This is a genomic window from Streptomyces sp. NPDC055099 (assembly GCF_053607685.1).
The window spans coordinates 49,738-62,639 of sequence record NZ_JBSGUA010000005.1 but is presented as its reverse complement, the minus strand read 5'-3'; the positions used below and the strand labels follow the sequence as shown (position 1 = coordinate 62,639).

Below are 12,902 nucleotides of genomic sequence, written 5' to 3'. Positions count from 1 at the left end.
TCGGCGGTCAGGCGAGTCCCGAGGCGTGCCTGCGCCGTTCCGCGAGCATCGAGTCGACCGAGAGGTAGGACGCCCCCGCGAGGATCAGCGGGAGCCAGGCCATCAGGTAGATCAGGTCGTTGCCGTAGTAGTAGGGCTCGGTGGACCAGCTCATGGTCAGCCAGAGGCTGAGCGAGATCAGCGCTCCGCCGAGCGCGGCGATCCGGGCGAACAGGCCGATGAGGGTGCCGATGCCGACGGCCAGTTCACCCAGGGCGATGGCGTAGCCGAAGCCGACGGGGCTCTTGAGGGCGAGGTCGACGAGTTCGGGGATGGCGGAGATGTCGCGGACGCTGTCCATCTGCTGGCCGATGGAGCCGTCACCGGCGGCGGACATGAACGCGCTGTCGGTGATCTTGTCCAGACCCGCGTAGATGAACGTGACGCCGAGGAAGATCCGGAGAGGCAGCAGGGCGTAACGGGAGGCGCTCTCCCGCCAGCCGCTGCTTCTGACGTAGCTGGTGTGGCTGTCGGTGCGCATGCCGTGTGCCATCGCTCTCGCCGCCTCTCCCGTGACCCGCCTCGCCCATTGACCCGTCATCTGACGATACGTACGAAGAGGGGGCGCTGCTCAGTGGCTTGCACCGAATTCGCGACGCCCGGCCCGAGGCCGGGCCGTGGGGCTCAGTCCGTGACGTCGATCGTGCAACGGTTCGTCTCCACGCCCGCGGCCGTGATCACCTGGACGTCGACGCGCCCGGGCTCCACGTCGACCGGGACGGGGACGGTCAGGGAAGCGTCGGTCGGGTTGGTGAACCCGCCCGGCACGGGGACGAGCGGCACATGGACGTGCACCGTCCCGATGCGGACGACCATCCGGGCGAGACGATCGGCGGTCTGCCCTCCCGGGGGCACGAAACCGGCGCCGCGGATCTCGATGTCGTCGCCCGTGCGGATGGGGGCGTCGAGATCGCCCGCCTCCCGGGCGCGCACCACGGAGAGGATCACCGGCCGTCCGCCCTCGGCGTACTTGCCCGCGAGGTATGTCGCCGCCGACACCAGGACGAGGAGGGCGAGACCCCACGGCAGGTCGGGCAGCTGTTCGGGACGGCGCGCGAGGCGTACGGCGGCGAAGATCATGGCGACGGCGCTGACCAGGACGTACTGCGCGTCCGCGAAGCTGCCGCGGCCCGCGTCGTCGGTGAGCAGATCGGCGGCCCGGGGCCGGTCGGCGGGTACCTTCTGCAGCCGCTGGCCGAGGACGCGCAGACCGACCACGCGACGTACGAGCACGGCGACCCCGCAGACCACGGCGAGGACGGTCACGGCGCCGGCGGCGCGCGCGAGGTCGAGCCCGGCGATCAGCTCGTCCCGCTCCCGGTGGCCCGACGCCCCGGCGAGTTCGCCGACCAGGACGAGCACGGCGAAGACGAGGAGGAGCACCCAACAGGCGGCCACGGCGCGGGAGGTGGAGAGGCGATTGTCCTCACCGATCAGTGGGGCGAGGATGCCGCCGCGCGCTCGGTGGGCGTATCCGGCGCCGGTCAGCAGAGCGGCGACGACCGCGGCCGCGAGCACCCCGGCGGTCCGGGCCAGGGTCCACCCGGTGCCGATCGCGGTGAGCGCCTGGACCAGGAGCAGGACCCCCACGCCCACCCAGAGCACGGCGGCCGTGCGGCGCCAGAGGTGGCCGAGCCAGGCCTGCCCCTCGGCCCTGCCGCGTTCGGCGACGGCGTGCGCGGACTGGGTCAGCTCGTCCGACACCCACTGCCGGGAAGCTCCCGCCGAGTGGGCGACCGCCGCGGGCAGCCCCTGTCCCGCCGCCAGCTCGTCGCGCTTGGCGAGGAACGCGGCCACGGCACGCCGATGCCCCTCACGCGCGCCGTGCGGGCAGTCGCCACATGTGCAACCGCCCCCGTGTGCGCCGTCGCGCGCCTCCTGCACCGCCACCGCGTACGCCGCCTTCCCCACCCTGGTTCGACCACCGAAACGTGAACTTCCTTGCGATGAAAGGGGATTGTGCCGTACTAGGAGACGATCAGCTTCCTTGGGTCAGGTCAGCGAGGGTGATTCGACCGTACGCGCGTTGACGCCGGGAGTTGTCGGCTCGGGAGCGGGCTCGGGACGAGGCTCAGGCCAGGAGATCGGGTTCGCTGCGGCTGATGTCCTGCCACAGGGACTGGTAGTTGATCCACGCGACGAGATCGCTGCCGAGCTGCTCGCGGGTCGCCACCGCCTGCTTGTGGCCGATGAGGATCGGACGGCCCGCGGCGCGCGCGCTCAGCTGGACCTGGCAAGAGCGTTCCATCGTGAGGAACCACCAGGCGGCGGCGTCGACGGAGTCGCCGACGGTGAGCAGCCCGTGGTTGCGCAGGATGACGGCCTTGTGGTCGCCGAGCGCGGAGGCGATCCGCCGCCCCTCGTCCGAGTCCACGACGACGCCCGTGTAGCCGTCGTACAGCGCGTGGCTCTCGTAGAAGGCGCAGGACTCCTGGGTGATCGGGTCGAGGAGTTCGCCGAGCGTGGACAGGGCCCGGCCGTGCAGCGAGTGGCAGTGCGCGACGGCGACGACGTCGGGCCGCGCCAGGTGCGCCTGCGCGTGCACGGTGAAGGCGGCCTGATTGACGTGGTGGCGCCCCTCGACGACCTGCCCCTCCGCGTTGGCGAGGACCAGATCGCCCACGGTGATGTGCTTGAAGGGCATACCGAAGGGGTTCACCCAGAAACAGTCCTCGTGCTCCGGGTCCCGCGCCGTGATGTGTCCGGACACCCCGTCCTCGTATCCGAGCCGCCCGAAGATCCGCAGGGCTCCGGCGAGCCGTTCCTTGCGGTGGCGCCGTTCGTCCGCCAACGAGTCGTGCACCGGCGGCATCGCGAACTGCAACCGCTCGACGGGTATCGGTGTGGGCGCCTGCATGTGTCCTCCATCCCTGGCTGTACGGAGCGGAAGTTACCGCCGGTCAGCGCAGGAAGACAGGGGCTCCCTGTGAAGAGAGTGCGCAGTCGGGGCGCGCGGCCGGGAGGACATCGGTGTGTCATGCCGGACAGAAGGTGTCGGGTATTGGCGGGACACTCGCCGTATGACGACGAACTGGGCAGCCTTCAGAGCAGCGGAACCCACCTTCGCGCGGACCGCCGAGGAGCGGTTCGGCCTGTTCACGCACCACGTCCTCGCCACGCTCCGCAAGGACGGATCGCCGCGCACCACCGGGCTCGAAGTCCGTTTCCTGCACGGCGAGTTGTGGCTCGGCATGATGCCCGACTCGATGAAGTCGCGCGATCTGCGCCGCGATCCGCGCTTCTCGATCCAGGCGAACCCGGGGTCGGGCACGGAGATGGCGGGCGGCGACATCCGCATCTCCGGGCGGGCGGTCGAGGTACGGGACCCCGAGGTCGTCGCGCGGTACGTGGGCGAGGTGAACCCGCCGGACCCGGACGCGTTCCACCTCTTCCGTACGGAGCTGACGGAGGTGGTGCGTACGTACATCGAGGACGAGAAGTACCTGGCCGTGCAGCTGTGGAAGCCGGGCGGGCCGGCACGGACGACCAGGCGGACCTGACGTACGCGAACGGCGCCGCCCACCTCGGTGGACGGCGCCGTGTCAGCTCTGCGGGCAGGACCCCGCGGGGAGGACTACTCCCACTCGATGGTGCCCGGCGGCTTGCTCGTCACGTCGAGGACGACGCGGTTGACGTCGGCGACCTCGTTCGTGATGCGCGTCGAGATCTTCGCGAGGACGTCGTACGGCATGCGCGTCCAGTCAGCCGTCATGGCGTCCTCGGAGGAGACGGGACGCAGCACGATCGGGTGGCCGTACGTCCGGCCGTCGCCCTGCACGCCGACGCTGCGCACGTCCGCGAGCAGCACGACCGGGCACTGCCAGATCTCACGGTCGAGACCGGCGGCGGTCAGCTCCTCGCGGGCGATCGCGTCGGCCTCGCGGAGCAGGTCCAGGCGCTCCTTGGTGACGTCGCCGACGATGCGGATGCCGAGGCCGGGGCCCGGGAAGGGCTGGCGCTGGACGATCTCGTCCGGCAGGCCGAGCTCCTGCCCGACCATCCGCACCTCGTCCTTGAAGAGCTGGCGCAGCGGCTCGATCAGCTGGAACTCGAGGTCCTCGGGGAGGCCGCCCACATTGTGGTGCGACTTGATGTTCGCGGTGCCGGTGCCGCCGCCGGACTCGACGACGTCGGGGTAGAGCGTGCCCTGGACCAGGAACTCGACGGGCTGGTCGTTCGGCGCCTCGGCGACGATCTCCGCCTGGGCCTGCTCGAAGACGCGGATGAACTCGCGACCGATGATCTTCCGCTTCTGCTCGGGGTCGGAGACCCCGGCCAGCGCGCTCAGGAAGCGCTCCTGCGCGTCGACGACCTTGAGCTGCACGCCCGTGGCCGCGACGAAGTCCTTCTCGACCTGCTCGGTCTCGCCCTTGCGCATCAGACCGTGGTCGACGTACACGCAGGTGAGCTGCGAACCGATGGCCTTCTGTACGAGGGCGGCGGCCACGGCGGAGTCGACGCCTCCGGAGAGACCGCAGATAGCGCGCTTGTTGCCGACCTGCTCGCGGATCGCGGTGAGCTGCTCCTCGACGATGTTGCCGGTGGTCCAGTCGGGCTTCAGGCCGGCTCCCCGGTAGAGGAAGTGCTCCAGGACCTGCTGGCCGTGCGTGGAGTGCATCACCTCGGGGTGGTACTGCACGCCGTACAGCTTCTTCTCGTCGTTCTCGAAGGCCGCGACCGGCACGACGTCCGTGGACGCGGTGACGGTGAAGCCCTCGGGCGCCGCGCTGCACGCGTCGCCGTGCGACATCCACACGGGCTGCTCGGCCGGGGTGCCCTCGAAGAGCGTCGAGCCGGGCTTGGAGACGGCCAGGGGCGTGCGGCCGTACTCCCGCGCGCCCGAGTTGTCGACGGTGCCGCCGAGGGTGATCGCCATCAGCTGGAAGCCGTAGCACATGCCGAAGACGGGGACTCCGGCCTCGAAGATCGCGCGGTCCAGACGCGGCGCCTCGTCCGCGTACACCGACGAGGGGCCGCCGGAGAGGATGATCGCGGCGGGATTCTTGGCGAGCATCTCGGCGACCGGCATGGTGCTCGGCACGATCTCGCTGAACACCCGGGCCTCGCGGACGCGGCGGGCAATGAGCTGGGCGTACTGCGCTCCGAAGTCGACGACCAGAACGGTGTCGGGAGCGGCGGCAGCGGGGGTCGCTGATGGCACGGCGGCGGCCTTCCGGCGTTGAGCGTGAGCTTGAGCGTGAGCTGGGGCTCGTGCGTGAGCAGGGGGTCTGTTTTGTCGATTCTAACGGGCTCGCGGGCACCCCCTTCGTCGCATCCGACGGAGCCCGGTCCCACCGCGGGGTACCGGGCGGGGTACCGGGGAGTGCGTCTCAGCATCCGAGCCGCGCCGGAGCCCATGTTGACCGGGCACGCGCGCGTGGGGGCATACTGGCCCCGTGACCAAGCACCTCAGCTTCCTCTTTACCTATGGCAACCGGCCCGCCGGCTGCCATGGTCGAGCTGCTTGATCCACTGACAAGCGACTTCCCAGGCGCCCCGGGCCGACAAGGCCCGGGGCGTTCTGTCATTTCCGGACCTTGTCGCTCCGGGGCACTCCACCGAGATCCACATCCCATCCGATCAGGAGCCCCAGATGAGCATCGCCACGACCGACAAGACCGGCGCCCGCACCCCCGAGGCCGCCGACGTGATCGAGGGCGCGCGCGACCGCATCGACGCACTCGACGACCGCATCATCGGTCTCGTACAGGAACGGATGGCCGTGTCGGCCGTCATCCAGGAGGCCCGCATCGGTTCGGGCGGCCGTCGCGTGAACCTCTCCCGCGAGATGGAGGTCCTCGGCCACTACAGGGACGCGCTCGGCAAGCCCGGCACGTCGCTCGCCATGACGCTCCTCGAACTGTGCAGGGGCCGGGTCTGAGCGCCTAGCGACGCAAGCCGGCGGCCCCCGATGTCCCACCGGATCTGAGTTCGGGTCCGCTCTCACCCGTACGGCGCGTGACCAGGCCCGGAGGGACTTCGTTGGTCCCGATGTCCGTGCCAGCCAGGGGCGGGCACGGAAAAACCACGCGTGGCTCCGCTGGAGCGATGAGGCGCACACCTCGTGTGCGCCGTGGGACCTCGCTCCAGAGACGTGACCGGACGGCAGGGGACAGCAGCCCGGTCACCCAGGGAACGGTCGGCTTCGGGGACGCCCGAAGCCGACCGGCCTCCGTCCCGGAAGCGTTCCCTCGGCCGTCTCTCCCAGCCGTCCCCAGGTCCCCAGTCCCCAGGTCCCTCAGCCCCCTCCCTCAGTCCCCAGATCCCTCAGTTTTCAGGCTCCTACGCCCCCCTGTGTAGACCCAGGTGTCCCTGTTCGTCCGGATCATGTCGAACCGGTTGCGCGGGTCACGGCGCATCCACCACGATGCGTAGCAGGCAGGCCGTGCGCGCGGCACTGCACAACTCCATTGCCATTGGTCGAGACCACCCGTGCGCCTCTCGCGCGCCCCTCGCGCGCCGGGTAGGCCACCGGGCGCATCTCAGGCCCGCGGCGCACTCCCCCGGCGCCGCTCCGTGGCACCGACGCTGCCCTGACGTCGGTGCTGACGGCCAAGGGCCCCGCGGCTCCGTCCCGCGGGGCCCTTAGCTTTACGCTCCTGCTCCTACTTCGCCCCGGCCAGCTTCGTGAGCTGTGCCTCGATGATCGCGTCGGCCACCTTCGGGTCGCCCGTCACCCCGTCACGGAACTTCTCGGGCAGCCCGGCGGCCTCGCCCTCCTCGTCGGAACGGGCCGCCTTCGGGTCGAAGATGTTCGAGGCACGGAAAGCGATCAGCGTCGAGCCGCTGCGTACGACCGTGACTCGGTCCCTGTGCAGGAACTCACCGCTCCGGCTCGCGAGCTTGTACGAGACGGCCTCGTCGCCGTCGACCGGCCCGGGCAGCGGCCTGACACCGATGTACCGGCGGCCGCCGTCCCCGAACGTGGCGCACTTCTTCGACTTCGTAGCCGCGCGCAGGGTGCCCATCGTCTTCTCGGAGTCGGCTTTGCCGTACGCGAGGAGTACGACCTCGGTCGTCGTGGTCTCCGCGACGTCGGTGCTGGTCAGGGTGCGGCTGACGTGTGCCTTCGACTTCGCCGGGGCGGCGGCCGTGAGCATCTCGGCGAGCGGGCGGCACTCGGCCGGGTTCACGCGTCCCGCCGATGGCCGGGCCTTGTCCTTGGCCTCTCCCGGACCGGGCTCGACCTTGTACTTCTTCACGTCGCCCGAGGCGAGCGCCGCCTTCTCCAGCTTCGCCGAAGCGGAGGCGGGAGCCGAGTCCGCTCTCCCGGGCTTCTTGTTCTTGCCGGAGCCGTCCCCGTCGCCACCGCTGCCGCTGCCGCTGCACGCCGCCGTCAGGCCGAGCACCGCCACGGTCGAAACAGCCACCACGCCACGCGACACAGCTGACTTCACGTTTCCGCTCCCCCACTTTCGTACGCATCGTGCGGAGTCACCCGCTCATGCGGAGTCACCCGCACCCCTCCTACGACGGAAGATCGTTACGAGCGGTTCCCCACTTCCGGGCTACTGCCAGATCCAGAAGCGGAACGGGCTCAGCAACACGATCGCCAGCGTCATGCCGCCCACCACGATCACCACGCTCCACACCCGGCGGCTGCGCTCCGAACGCCCGCCGCGCCGCGGCCCGGCCGGCGCGGCGCGCCAGTCGTCCGGCCGCCACGCCCCGGCGACGCCCTCTCCCCGCGCCGCCTTGCGCTTCCTGCGCCGACGGCCCAGTGCCCGGGATTCCTCGGCCTGCCGGAGCGCCGCCTCCTCGTCGAGGCGCCGCAGCCGTTCGGCCACCATGCGCGCCCGCGCGGACGGTTCCTTCGGCGCCGAGGTGCGGATGTCGCGCAGACTGTCGCGCTCGAACCGCTCCCACACGTCGTCCGGTATGTGCTCCGGTATGTGGTCCGGCCTTTCGCCCTGCTTCCCCACGCCGCCCCCTCCTGCTGCCTGCCGCTCGACCGCCGATCGGCCGCCGCTTCCCCTGCCCCGCCGGAGATCGCCGTGGATCACCGTCGAGCGGAGGAATTTCTACGGCACCTGGCGACGGACGAGCAAGCCATGTGATCCAAGCCACATAAGAATTCTGTGAGTTCGAGGACAACCATTCACAGGCGACGCAGGTCATGCATGCGTAACAACGGCCACACCCGCGCCCCCACCGCGGAGGCCTCCACCTCCGTACCGCCCGCCCGGTGGTACGCCGGACTCACTGAGGTCTTCATGAAGCTTCGCCGTGTCATGGCCGCCGCGGCCGCGACCGCCGCCATAGCCCCCATCGCGCTGCTGTCGGCTCCCGCCGCCTTCGCGACCGAGGGCACCACCCCGACCCCGAGCGCGACGGCCACCGAGTCGGCCACGCCTCCGGCCTCGGGCACCCCGACGGAGCAGCCGTCCACGACGCCGCCGCCGAGCCCGTCGACCACCGCGCCGACCACGCCGGCGCCGTCCGGGACGCCCTCCGAGACGGCCAAGCCCTCGGAGACGGCCAAGCCGACCGAGAAGCCCACCGAGGAGCCGACCGAGGAGCCCACGGACTGCCCGGTCGACGAGGACGGCGAGGACGCCGACTCGAAGCTGGAGATCGGGCTCTCGGGCCTGCCCGGCAAGATCGTCGCGGGCAGCGGCTGGCACCAGTTCAAGCTGACCGCCTCCAACCCGAGCGACCAGGACCTCGGTGAGGTCCAGTGGCTCGCCTTGGTGGACAACTACACCGAGAGCGAGAACGAGAAGGACTGGCTCGCCAACTACGCGCAGATCCAGTACTTCAACCCCGACACCAAGGCCTGGGAGTCCATCACGGACGAGGTCTCGGGCGGCTTCTACTTCGGCTCGACCCCGCTGGGCGCCAAGGAGAAGGTCGACATCAAGCTGCGCCTCAACGTCAGCGCCAAGGCCCCGGCCGGTGACGGCTACGCGCTCGGCCTCGGCGGTTACCTGGACTCCGAGGAGAACTGCGTGCGCAACGCGTTCTCCTTCTACGAGTTCACGGTCCTGAAGGCCGGCAGCGAGAACGAGAACCCGGGCGAGGCCGACGAGAACGAGGGCGGCAAGACGCCCAACGGTGGCAAGACGCCCGCGGGCGGCGCCAAGGAGATCCCGGTCACCGGCAACCTCGCCGAGACCGGCTCCAGCTCCATGCTGCCGACCATCGGCCTCGTCGGCGGCGTCGCCGTCATCGCCGGTGCGGGCGCGGTCTTCGTCGTCCGCCGCAAGAAGGCCGACGCCACCGCGTAAGCACCGGTATCGGCCCGCCGCTCAGCGGCACTCAAGCACGCGAAAGGACCTGCGCTCGGAGGGGGGTGCAGGTCCTTTCGCGTATGCGGGGTCCGCCGGTGGTACGCGGTCTACTTCTTGGCCGGCACCGCCGGCATCCCCAGGAAGGGCAGCTTCAGCGCGCCGAACGCGTCCGCCGGTACCGCCGGGGACTTCGGCTCGACGGCGGCGAGGCGCACGTACGCGGAGCCCTGTGCGGGACGTGTGTCCTCGGCGCCCTTGTTGGGCCAGAACGACATCGCGCGCTCGGCCTGCGCGGTGATCGTCAGGGACGGGTTCACGCCCAGGTTCGCGGAGACCGCGGCGCCGTCGACGACCGAGATGCCGGGGTGGCCGTAGAGGCGGTGGTACGGGTCGATGACCCCGGAGTCGGCCGAGTCGCCGATCGGGCAGCCGCCCAGGAAATGCGCGGTCAGCGGGGTGCCCATCAGCTCGCCGATGTTCGACCCCGCGAAGCCGTTGATCTCCTTGGCGAGCAGCGACGCGGCCTCGGTGGCCTCGGGGATCTGCGTCGGGTTGGGCGCACCGTGACCCTGTCGCGCGGTCAGCAGGCCCTTGCCGATGCCCTTCTCCTTGCGGTACGTGGTCAGGGAGTTGTCGAGCGTCTGCATGACGAGGCCGATGATGGTCCGCTCCGACCAGCGCCGGTTGGAGAGCGAACGGACCGTCAGCCAAGGGTGCTTGACGACGTTCCCGGCCCAGCCGGCCACACGCGCCTTGCCGCCCTTGATGCTGTACGGCACCTGGAGGATCGTCAGGCCGCCCATCGCGTTGGACTTCTTGCCGTAGCGGACCGGCTCGATGTGCGTGGTGGCGTTCGGGTGGATCGACGAGGTGATCGCGACGCCCTTGGTGAAGTCCACCTTCTCGGCACCGTGCTGCTTGCGGTAGCGGCGGTCGGTGGTCTGCGAGCCGACCAGGGCCTCGGAGTTGGTGCGGGTGAGCGCGCCGAGCCTGCCCGAGATGCGCGGGAGCAGCCCGGTGTCCTTCATGCGGTGCAGGAGCGTCTGGGTGCCGTAGGTGCCCGCCGCGACGACGACCTGGCGCGCCGTGAACGTGCGCCCCTTGCCCTTGCGCTTGGCGTTCGTGGGCAGGGTCGCCACGGCGAACCCGCCGCGCGAGTCCTCGGTGACGGTGACGACGGACGTCATCGGGTGGATGACGGCTCCCGCCTTCTCCGCGAGGTAGAGGTAGTTCTCGTTGAGGGTGTTCTTCGCGCCGTGCCGGCAGCCCGTCATGCACTCGCCGCACTCGTTGCACGCCTTGCGCGCGGGACCCGCGCCCCCGAAGTACGGATCGGGAACTTCCTCGCCGGGCCTGGCCGTTGAAGTACCTGAGGCGTCCTGCTCGTCGCCGAAGAAGACGCCGACCGGCGCCATGTGGAAGCTGTCGCCCACTCCCATGGCCTCGGCGGTCGCCTTCAGGTGGATGTCGGAGGGCGTCGTGGTCGGGTTGAGCCGCACCCCGAGCATGCGCTTGGCCTGCTCGTAGTAGGGGCCGAGCTCCTCCTGCCAGTCCGTGATGTCCTTCCACTGCGGGTCGTTGAAGAACGGCGCGGGGGGCACGTAGAGCGTGTTCGCGTAGTTCAGCGAACCTCCGCCGACGCCCGCCCCGGCGAGCACCATCACGTTGCCGAGCAGATGGATGCGCTGGATGCCGTACAGGCCGAGGGCCGGTGCCCAGAGGTAGTTCTTGAGGTCCCAGGAGTTCTTCGGCAGCGACTCCCGGGTGAAGCGGCGCCCCGCTTCGAGCACGCCGACGCGGTAGCCCTTCTCCGTCAGCCGCAGGGCGGAGACGGAGCCGCCGAAGCCGGACCCGACGACGACCACGTCGTAGTCGTACGCCGCTTCGCCGTCCGAGCCGTCCCCGACGTACCCACCCGCCTCACTGTCCGGCTGTTTCTGGACAGAGCTCTCCTGTGACATTGACTCTCCTCGTTGAGATCTAGCGCAGGCGCAGGGACTTCATGACCTTCAGGCTGAGGCTCATGAACGCCGCGTACTTCTCGTCGTCCATGCCGAAGGACGGCGCGAGCGGCATCAGCCGTTGGTGCGCGACGGTCTGCGCCTCGGTGTACTTCAGGATGCCCTCGGAGCCGTGGCGGCGGCCGAGACCCGAGTCCTTCATGCCGCCCATCGGCGACTGCACGCTGCCGTAGGCGGGCGCGAAGCCCTCGTTCACGTTGACCGTGCCGGTGCGCAGGCGGGCGGCTATCTTGCGGCCACGGCTGCCGTCCTTCGTCCAGACCGAGGAGTTCAGTCCGTACGACGTGGAGTTGGCGAGCTCGACCGCTTCGTTCTCGTCGGTGAAACGGTAGATGGAGACGACCGGGCCGAAGGTCTCCTCGGCGCACACCGCCATCGGGGCCTCGACGCCGTCCAGGATCGTCGGCTCGAAGAAGTACGGGCCGATGTCGGGCCGGGCGACGCCGCCCGCGAGCACCGTGGCGCCCTTGGCGACCGCCTCGTCGACGTGCCGCTTGGTGGTCTCCAGCTGCCGTTCGCCGACCAGCGAGCCCATCTCCGCGCCGTACGCGAGGGAGCGGCCGAGCCGCATCGCCTTCGTCCGCTCGGCGAAGCGCTCCACGAACTCGTCGGCGATCGACTCGTGGACGTAGAGGCGCTCGATGGAGATGCACAGCTGGCCCGCGGAGGAGAAGCAGGCACGCACCGCACCCGCCGCGGCCTTGTCGATGTCGGCGTCATGGAGCACCAACATGGCGTTCTTGCCGCCCAGTTCGAGCGAGACGCCGACGAGCCGGGCCGCGGCGCCCTGGGCGACCTCGCGGCCGGTGCGGGTGGAGCCGGTGAAGGAGACGTAGTCGGCGTGCCGGACGATCTCGGGACCGACGACGGGCCCCTCGCCGATGACGACCTGGAAGACCTCGGCGGGCAGACCGGCCTCGATGATGAGGTCGCGGGCCCACAGGGCGGTCAGGCAGGTCTCCGTGTCGGGCTTCATCACCAGCGCGTTGCCCGCGACGAGCGCGGGAAGGGCGTCGCCGATGGACAGCTCGAGGGGGTAGTTCCAGGGCGCGATCTGGCCGACCACACCGCGCGGATGACGGTTCTCGGTGACCTTCGTGAGGGTCGGTACGACACCGGTGTGGCGCTTGGGGTTCAGATACGCGGGAGCCTTGCGGCCGTAGTGCCGGGCGGCGACGGCGACGGCCTGCAGCTCCTCGTGCGCGTGCAGACGGGCCTTGCCGGTCTCCAGCTGGATGAGGTCGAGGACCTCGGCCTGGCGCTGCAGCACCAGGTCGTGGAAGCGGAGCAGGACCGCGGCGCGCTGGCGGACCGGCGTGCGCTCCCAGGAGATCTGGGCGACGCGGGCGCGCTCGAAGGCGGTGGCCACGTCCTCAGGGGTGGACTCGGGCACGTCGGCCAGCTTCTCGCCGGTGAACGGCGTGTGGTTGGCGGTCCGGCCCGACCCGATCACGTCGCGGGTGAGCTGCGCGATGAGCTCGGGAGTCACCACGTCGGCGGCGGTGCGCGCGCCATCCGGGGCGGTGGCTGTCGGGTTCGTGCCGAGGGGCGCTGCGGTGGCCTGCGAGTCCGTCATGTGGGTGAGCGTAGGCCCAGGTCAGGGTTTTGGGTA

At 70.4% G+C, this 12,902-nt stretch carries 11 protein-coding genes; 3 read left to right on the top strand and 8 right to left on the bottom strand.

The window, feature by feature from the left end:
* Positions 1–7: 7 nt before the first annotated feature.
* The 3 genes from ACWFRU_RS14730 to ACWFRU_RS14720 all read right to left on the bottom strand — a co-directional run bounded on the left by ACWFRU_RS14730 (position 8) and on the right by ACWFRU_RS14720 (position 2,896).
* Positions 8–532, bottom strand: coding sequence for a DoxX family protein (locus tag ACWFRU_RS14730; RefSeq protein ID WP_453686893.1), 525 nt, complete (start codon positions 530–532; stop codon positions 8–10).
* A gap of 131 nt (positions 533–663) precedes the next feature.
* Positions 664–1,929: a hypothetical protein gene (locus tag ACWFRU_RS14725; protein WP_453686891.1), complete on the bottom strand. Its 1,266-nt coding sequence runs from the start codon at positions 1,927–1,929 to the stop codon at positions 664–666.
* 181 nt (positions 1,930–2,110) lie between these two features.
* Positions 2,111–2,896, bottom strand: a complete 786-nt coding sequence (locus ACWFRU_RS14720; RefSeq protein WP_453686890.1) for a class II aldolase/adducin family protein — start codon at positions 2,894–2,896, stop codon at positions 2,111–2,113.
* Between the two features lie 163 nt (positions 2,897–3,059).
* Here ACWFRU_RS14720 and ACWFRU_RS14715 point away from each other — a divergent pair, with 163 nt between their 5' ends.
* On the top strand, positions 3,060–3,539 hold the full coding sequence (locus tag ACWFRU_RS14715) for a pyridoxamine 5'-phosphate oxidase family protein (protein WP_453686888.1): 480 nt from the start codon (positions 3,060–3,062) through the stop codon (positions 3,537–3,539).
* A gap of 74 nt (positions 3,540–3,613) precedes the next feature.
* Here the strand turns inward: ACWFRU_RS14715 and guaA are convergent, their stop codons facing one another.
* Positions 3,614–5,200 (bottom strand): glutamine-hydrolyzing GMP synthase, encoded by a 1,587-nt coding sequence (guaA, locus tag ACWFRU_RS14710; protein WP_453686886.1) that lies wholly within the window; start codon positions 5,198–5,200, stop codon positions 3,614–3,616.
* 432 nt (positions 5,201–5,632) lie between these two features.
* On the opposite strand from guaA, the gene ACWFRU_RS14705 reads away from it, so the two are divergent.
* Complete coding sequence (locus ACWFRU_RS14705; protein WP_453686884.1) at positions 5,633–5,920, top strand: chorismate mutase; 288 nt, start codon at positions 5,633–5,635, stop codon at positions 5,918–5,920.
* A 724-nt stretch (positions 5,921–6,644) separates the two neighbouring features.
* On the opposite strand, the gene ACWFRU_RS14700 is transcribed toward ACWFRU_RS14705, so the two are convergent.
* Together ACWFRU_RS14700 and ACWFRU_RS14695 are read right to left on the bottom strand one after the other, a co-directional pair.
* Positions 6,645–7,409, bottom strand: coding sequence for a hypothetical protein (locus ACWFRU_RS14700; RefSeq protein ID WP_453686882.1), 765 nt, complete (start codon positions 7,407–7,409; stop codon positions 6,645–6,647).
* A 138-nt stretch (positions 7,410–7,547) separates the two neighbouring features.
* Positions 7,548–7,961, bottom strand: coding sequence for a hypothetical protein (locus tag ACWFRU_RS14695; RefSeq protein ID WP_453686881.1), 414 nt, complete (start codon positions 7,959–7,961; stop codon positions 7,548–7,550).
* A 198-nt stretch (positions 7,962–8,159) separates the two neighbouring features.
* Between ACWFRU_RS14695 and ACWFRU_RS14690 the strand changes: the two genes are divergently transcribed.
* Positions 8,160–9,266: an LAETG motif-containing sortase-dependent surface protein gene (locus ACWFRU_RS14690; RefSeq protein ID WP_453686879.1), complete on the top strand. Its 1,107-nt coding sequence runs from the start codon at positions 8,160–8,162 to the stop codon at positions 9,264–9,266.
* 110 nt (positions 9,267–9,376) lie between these two features.
* Here ACWFRU_RS14690 and ACWFRU_RS14685 read toward each other — a convergent pair whose 3' ends face one another.
* The gene (locus ACWFRU_RS14685; RefSeq protein WP_453686877.1) at positions 9,377–11,230 is read right to left on the bottom strand and encodes a GMC oxidoreductase; all 1,854 of its coding nucleotides are present in this window, start codon (positions 11,228–11,230) and stop codon (positions 9,377–9,379) included.
* Between the two features lie 19 nt (positions 11,231–11,249).
* Positions 11,250–12,866 (bottom strand): succinic semialdehyde dehydrogenase, encoded by a 1,617-nt coding sequence (locus ACWFRU_RS14680; RefSeq protein ID WP_453686875.1) that lies wholly within the window; start codon positions 12,864–12,866, stop codon positions 11,250–11,252.
* Positions 12,867–12,902 lie beyond the last annotated feature (36 nt).

Coding starts and splice junctions, on each gene's coding strand:
- ACWFRU_RS14730 (WP_453686893.1), bottom strand. CDS start 532: ATGGCACACGGCATGCGCACCGACAGCCACACCAGCTACGTCAGAAGC.
- ACWFRU_RS14720 (WP_453686890.1), bottom strand. CDS start 2,896: ATGCAGGCGCCCACACCGATACCCGTCGAGCGGTTGCAGTTCGCGATG.
- ACWFRU_RS14715 (WP_453686888.1), top strand. CDS start 3,060: ATGACGACGAACTGGGCAGCCTTCAGAGCAGCGGAACCCACCTTCGCG.
- ACWFRU_RS14705 (WP_453686884.1), top strand. CDS start 5,633: ATGAGCATCGCCACGACCGACAAGACCGGCGCCCGCACCCCCGAGGCC.
- ACWFRU_RS14690 (WP_453686879.1), top strand. CDS start 8,160: ATGCGTAACAACGGCCACACCCGCGCCCCCACCGCGGAGGCCTCCACC.
- ACWFRU_RS14685 (WP_453686877.1), bottom strand. CDS start 11,230: ATGTCACAGGAGAGCTCTGTCCAGAAACAGCCGGACAGTGAGGCGGGT.
- ACWFRU_RS14680 (WP_453686875.1), bottom strand. CDS start 12,866: ATGACGGACTCGCAGGCCACCGCAGCGCCCCTCGGCACGAACCCGACA.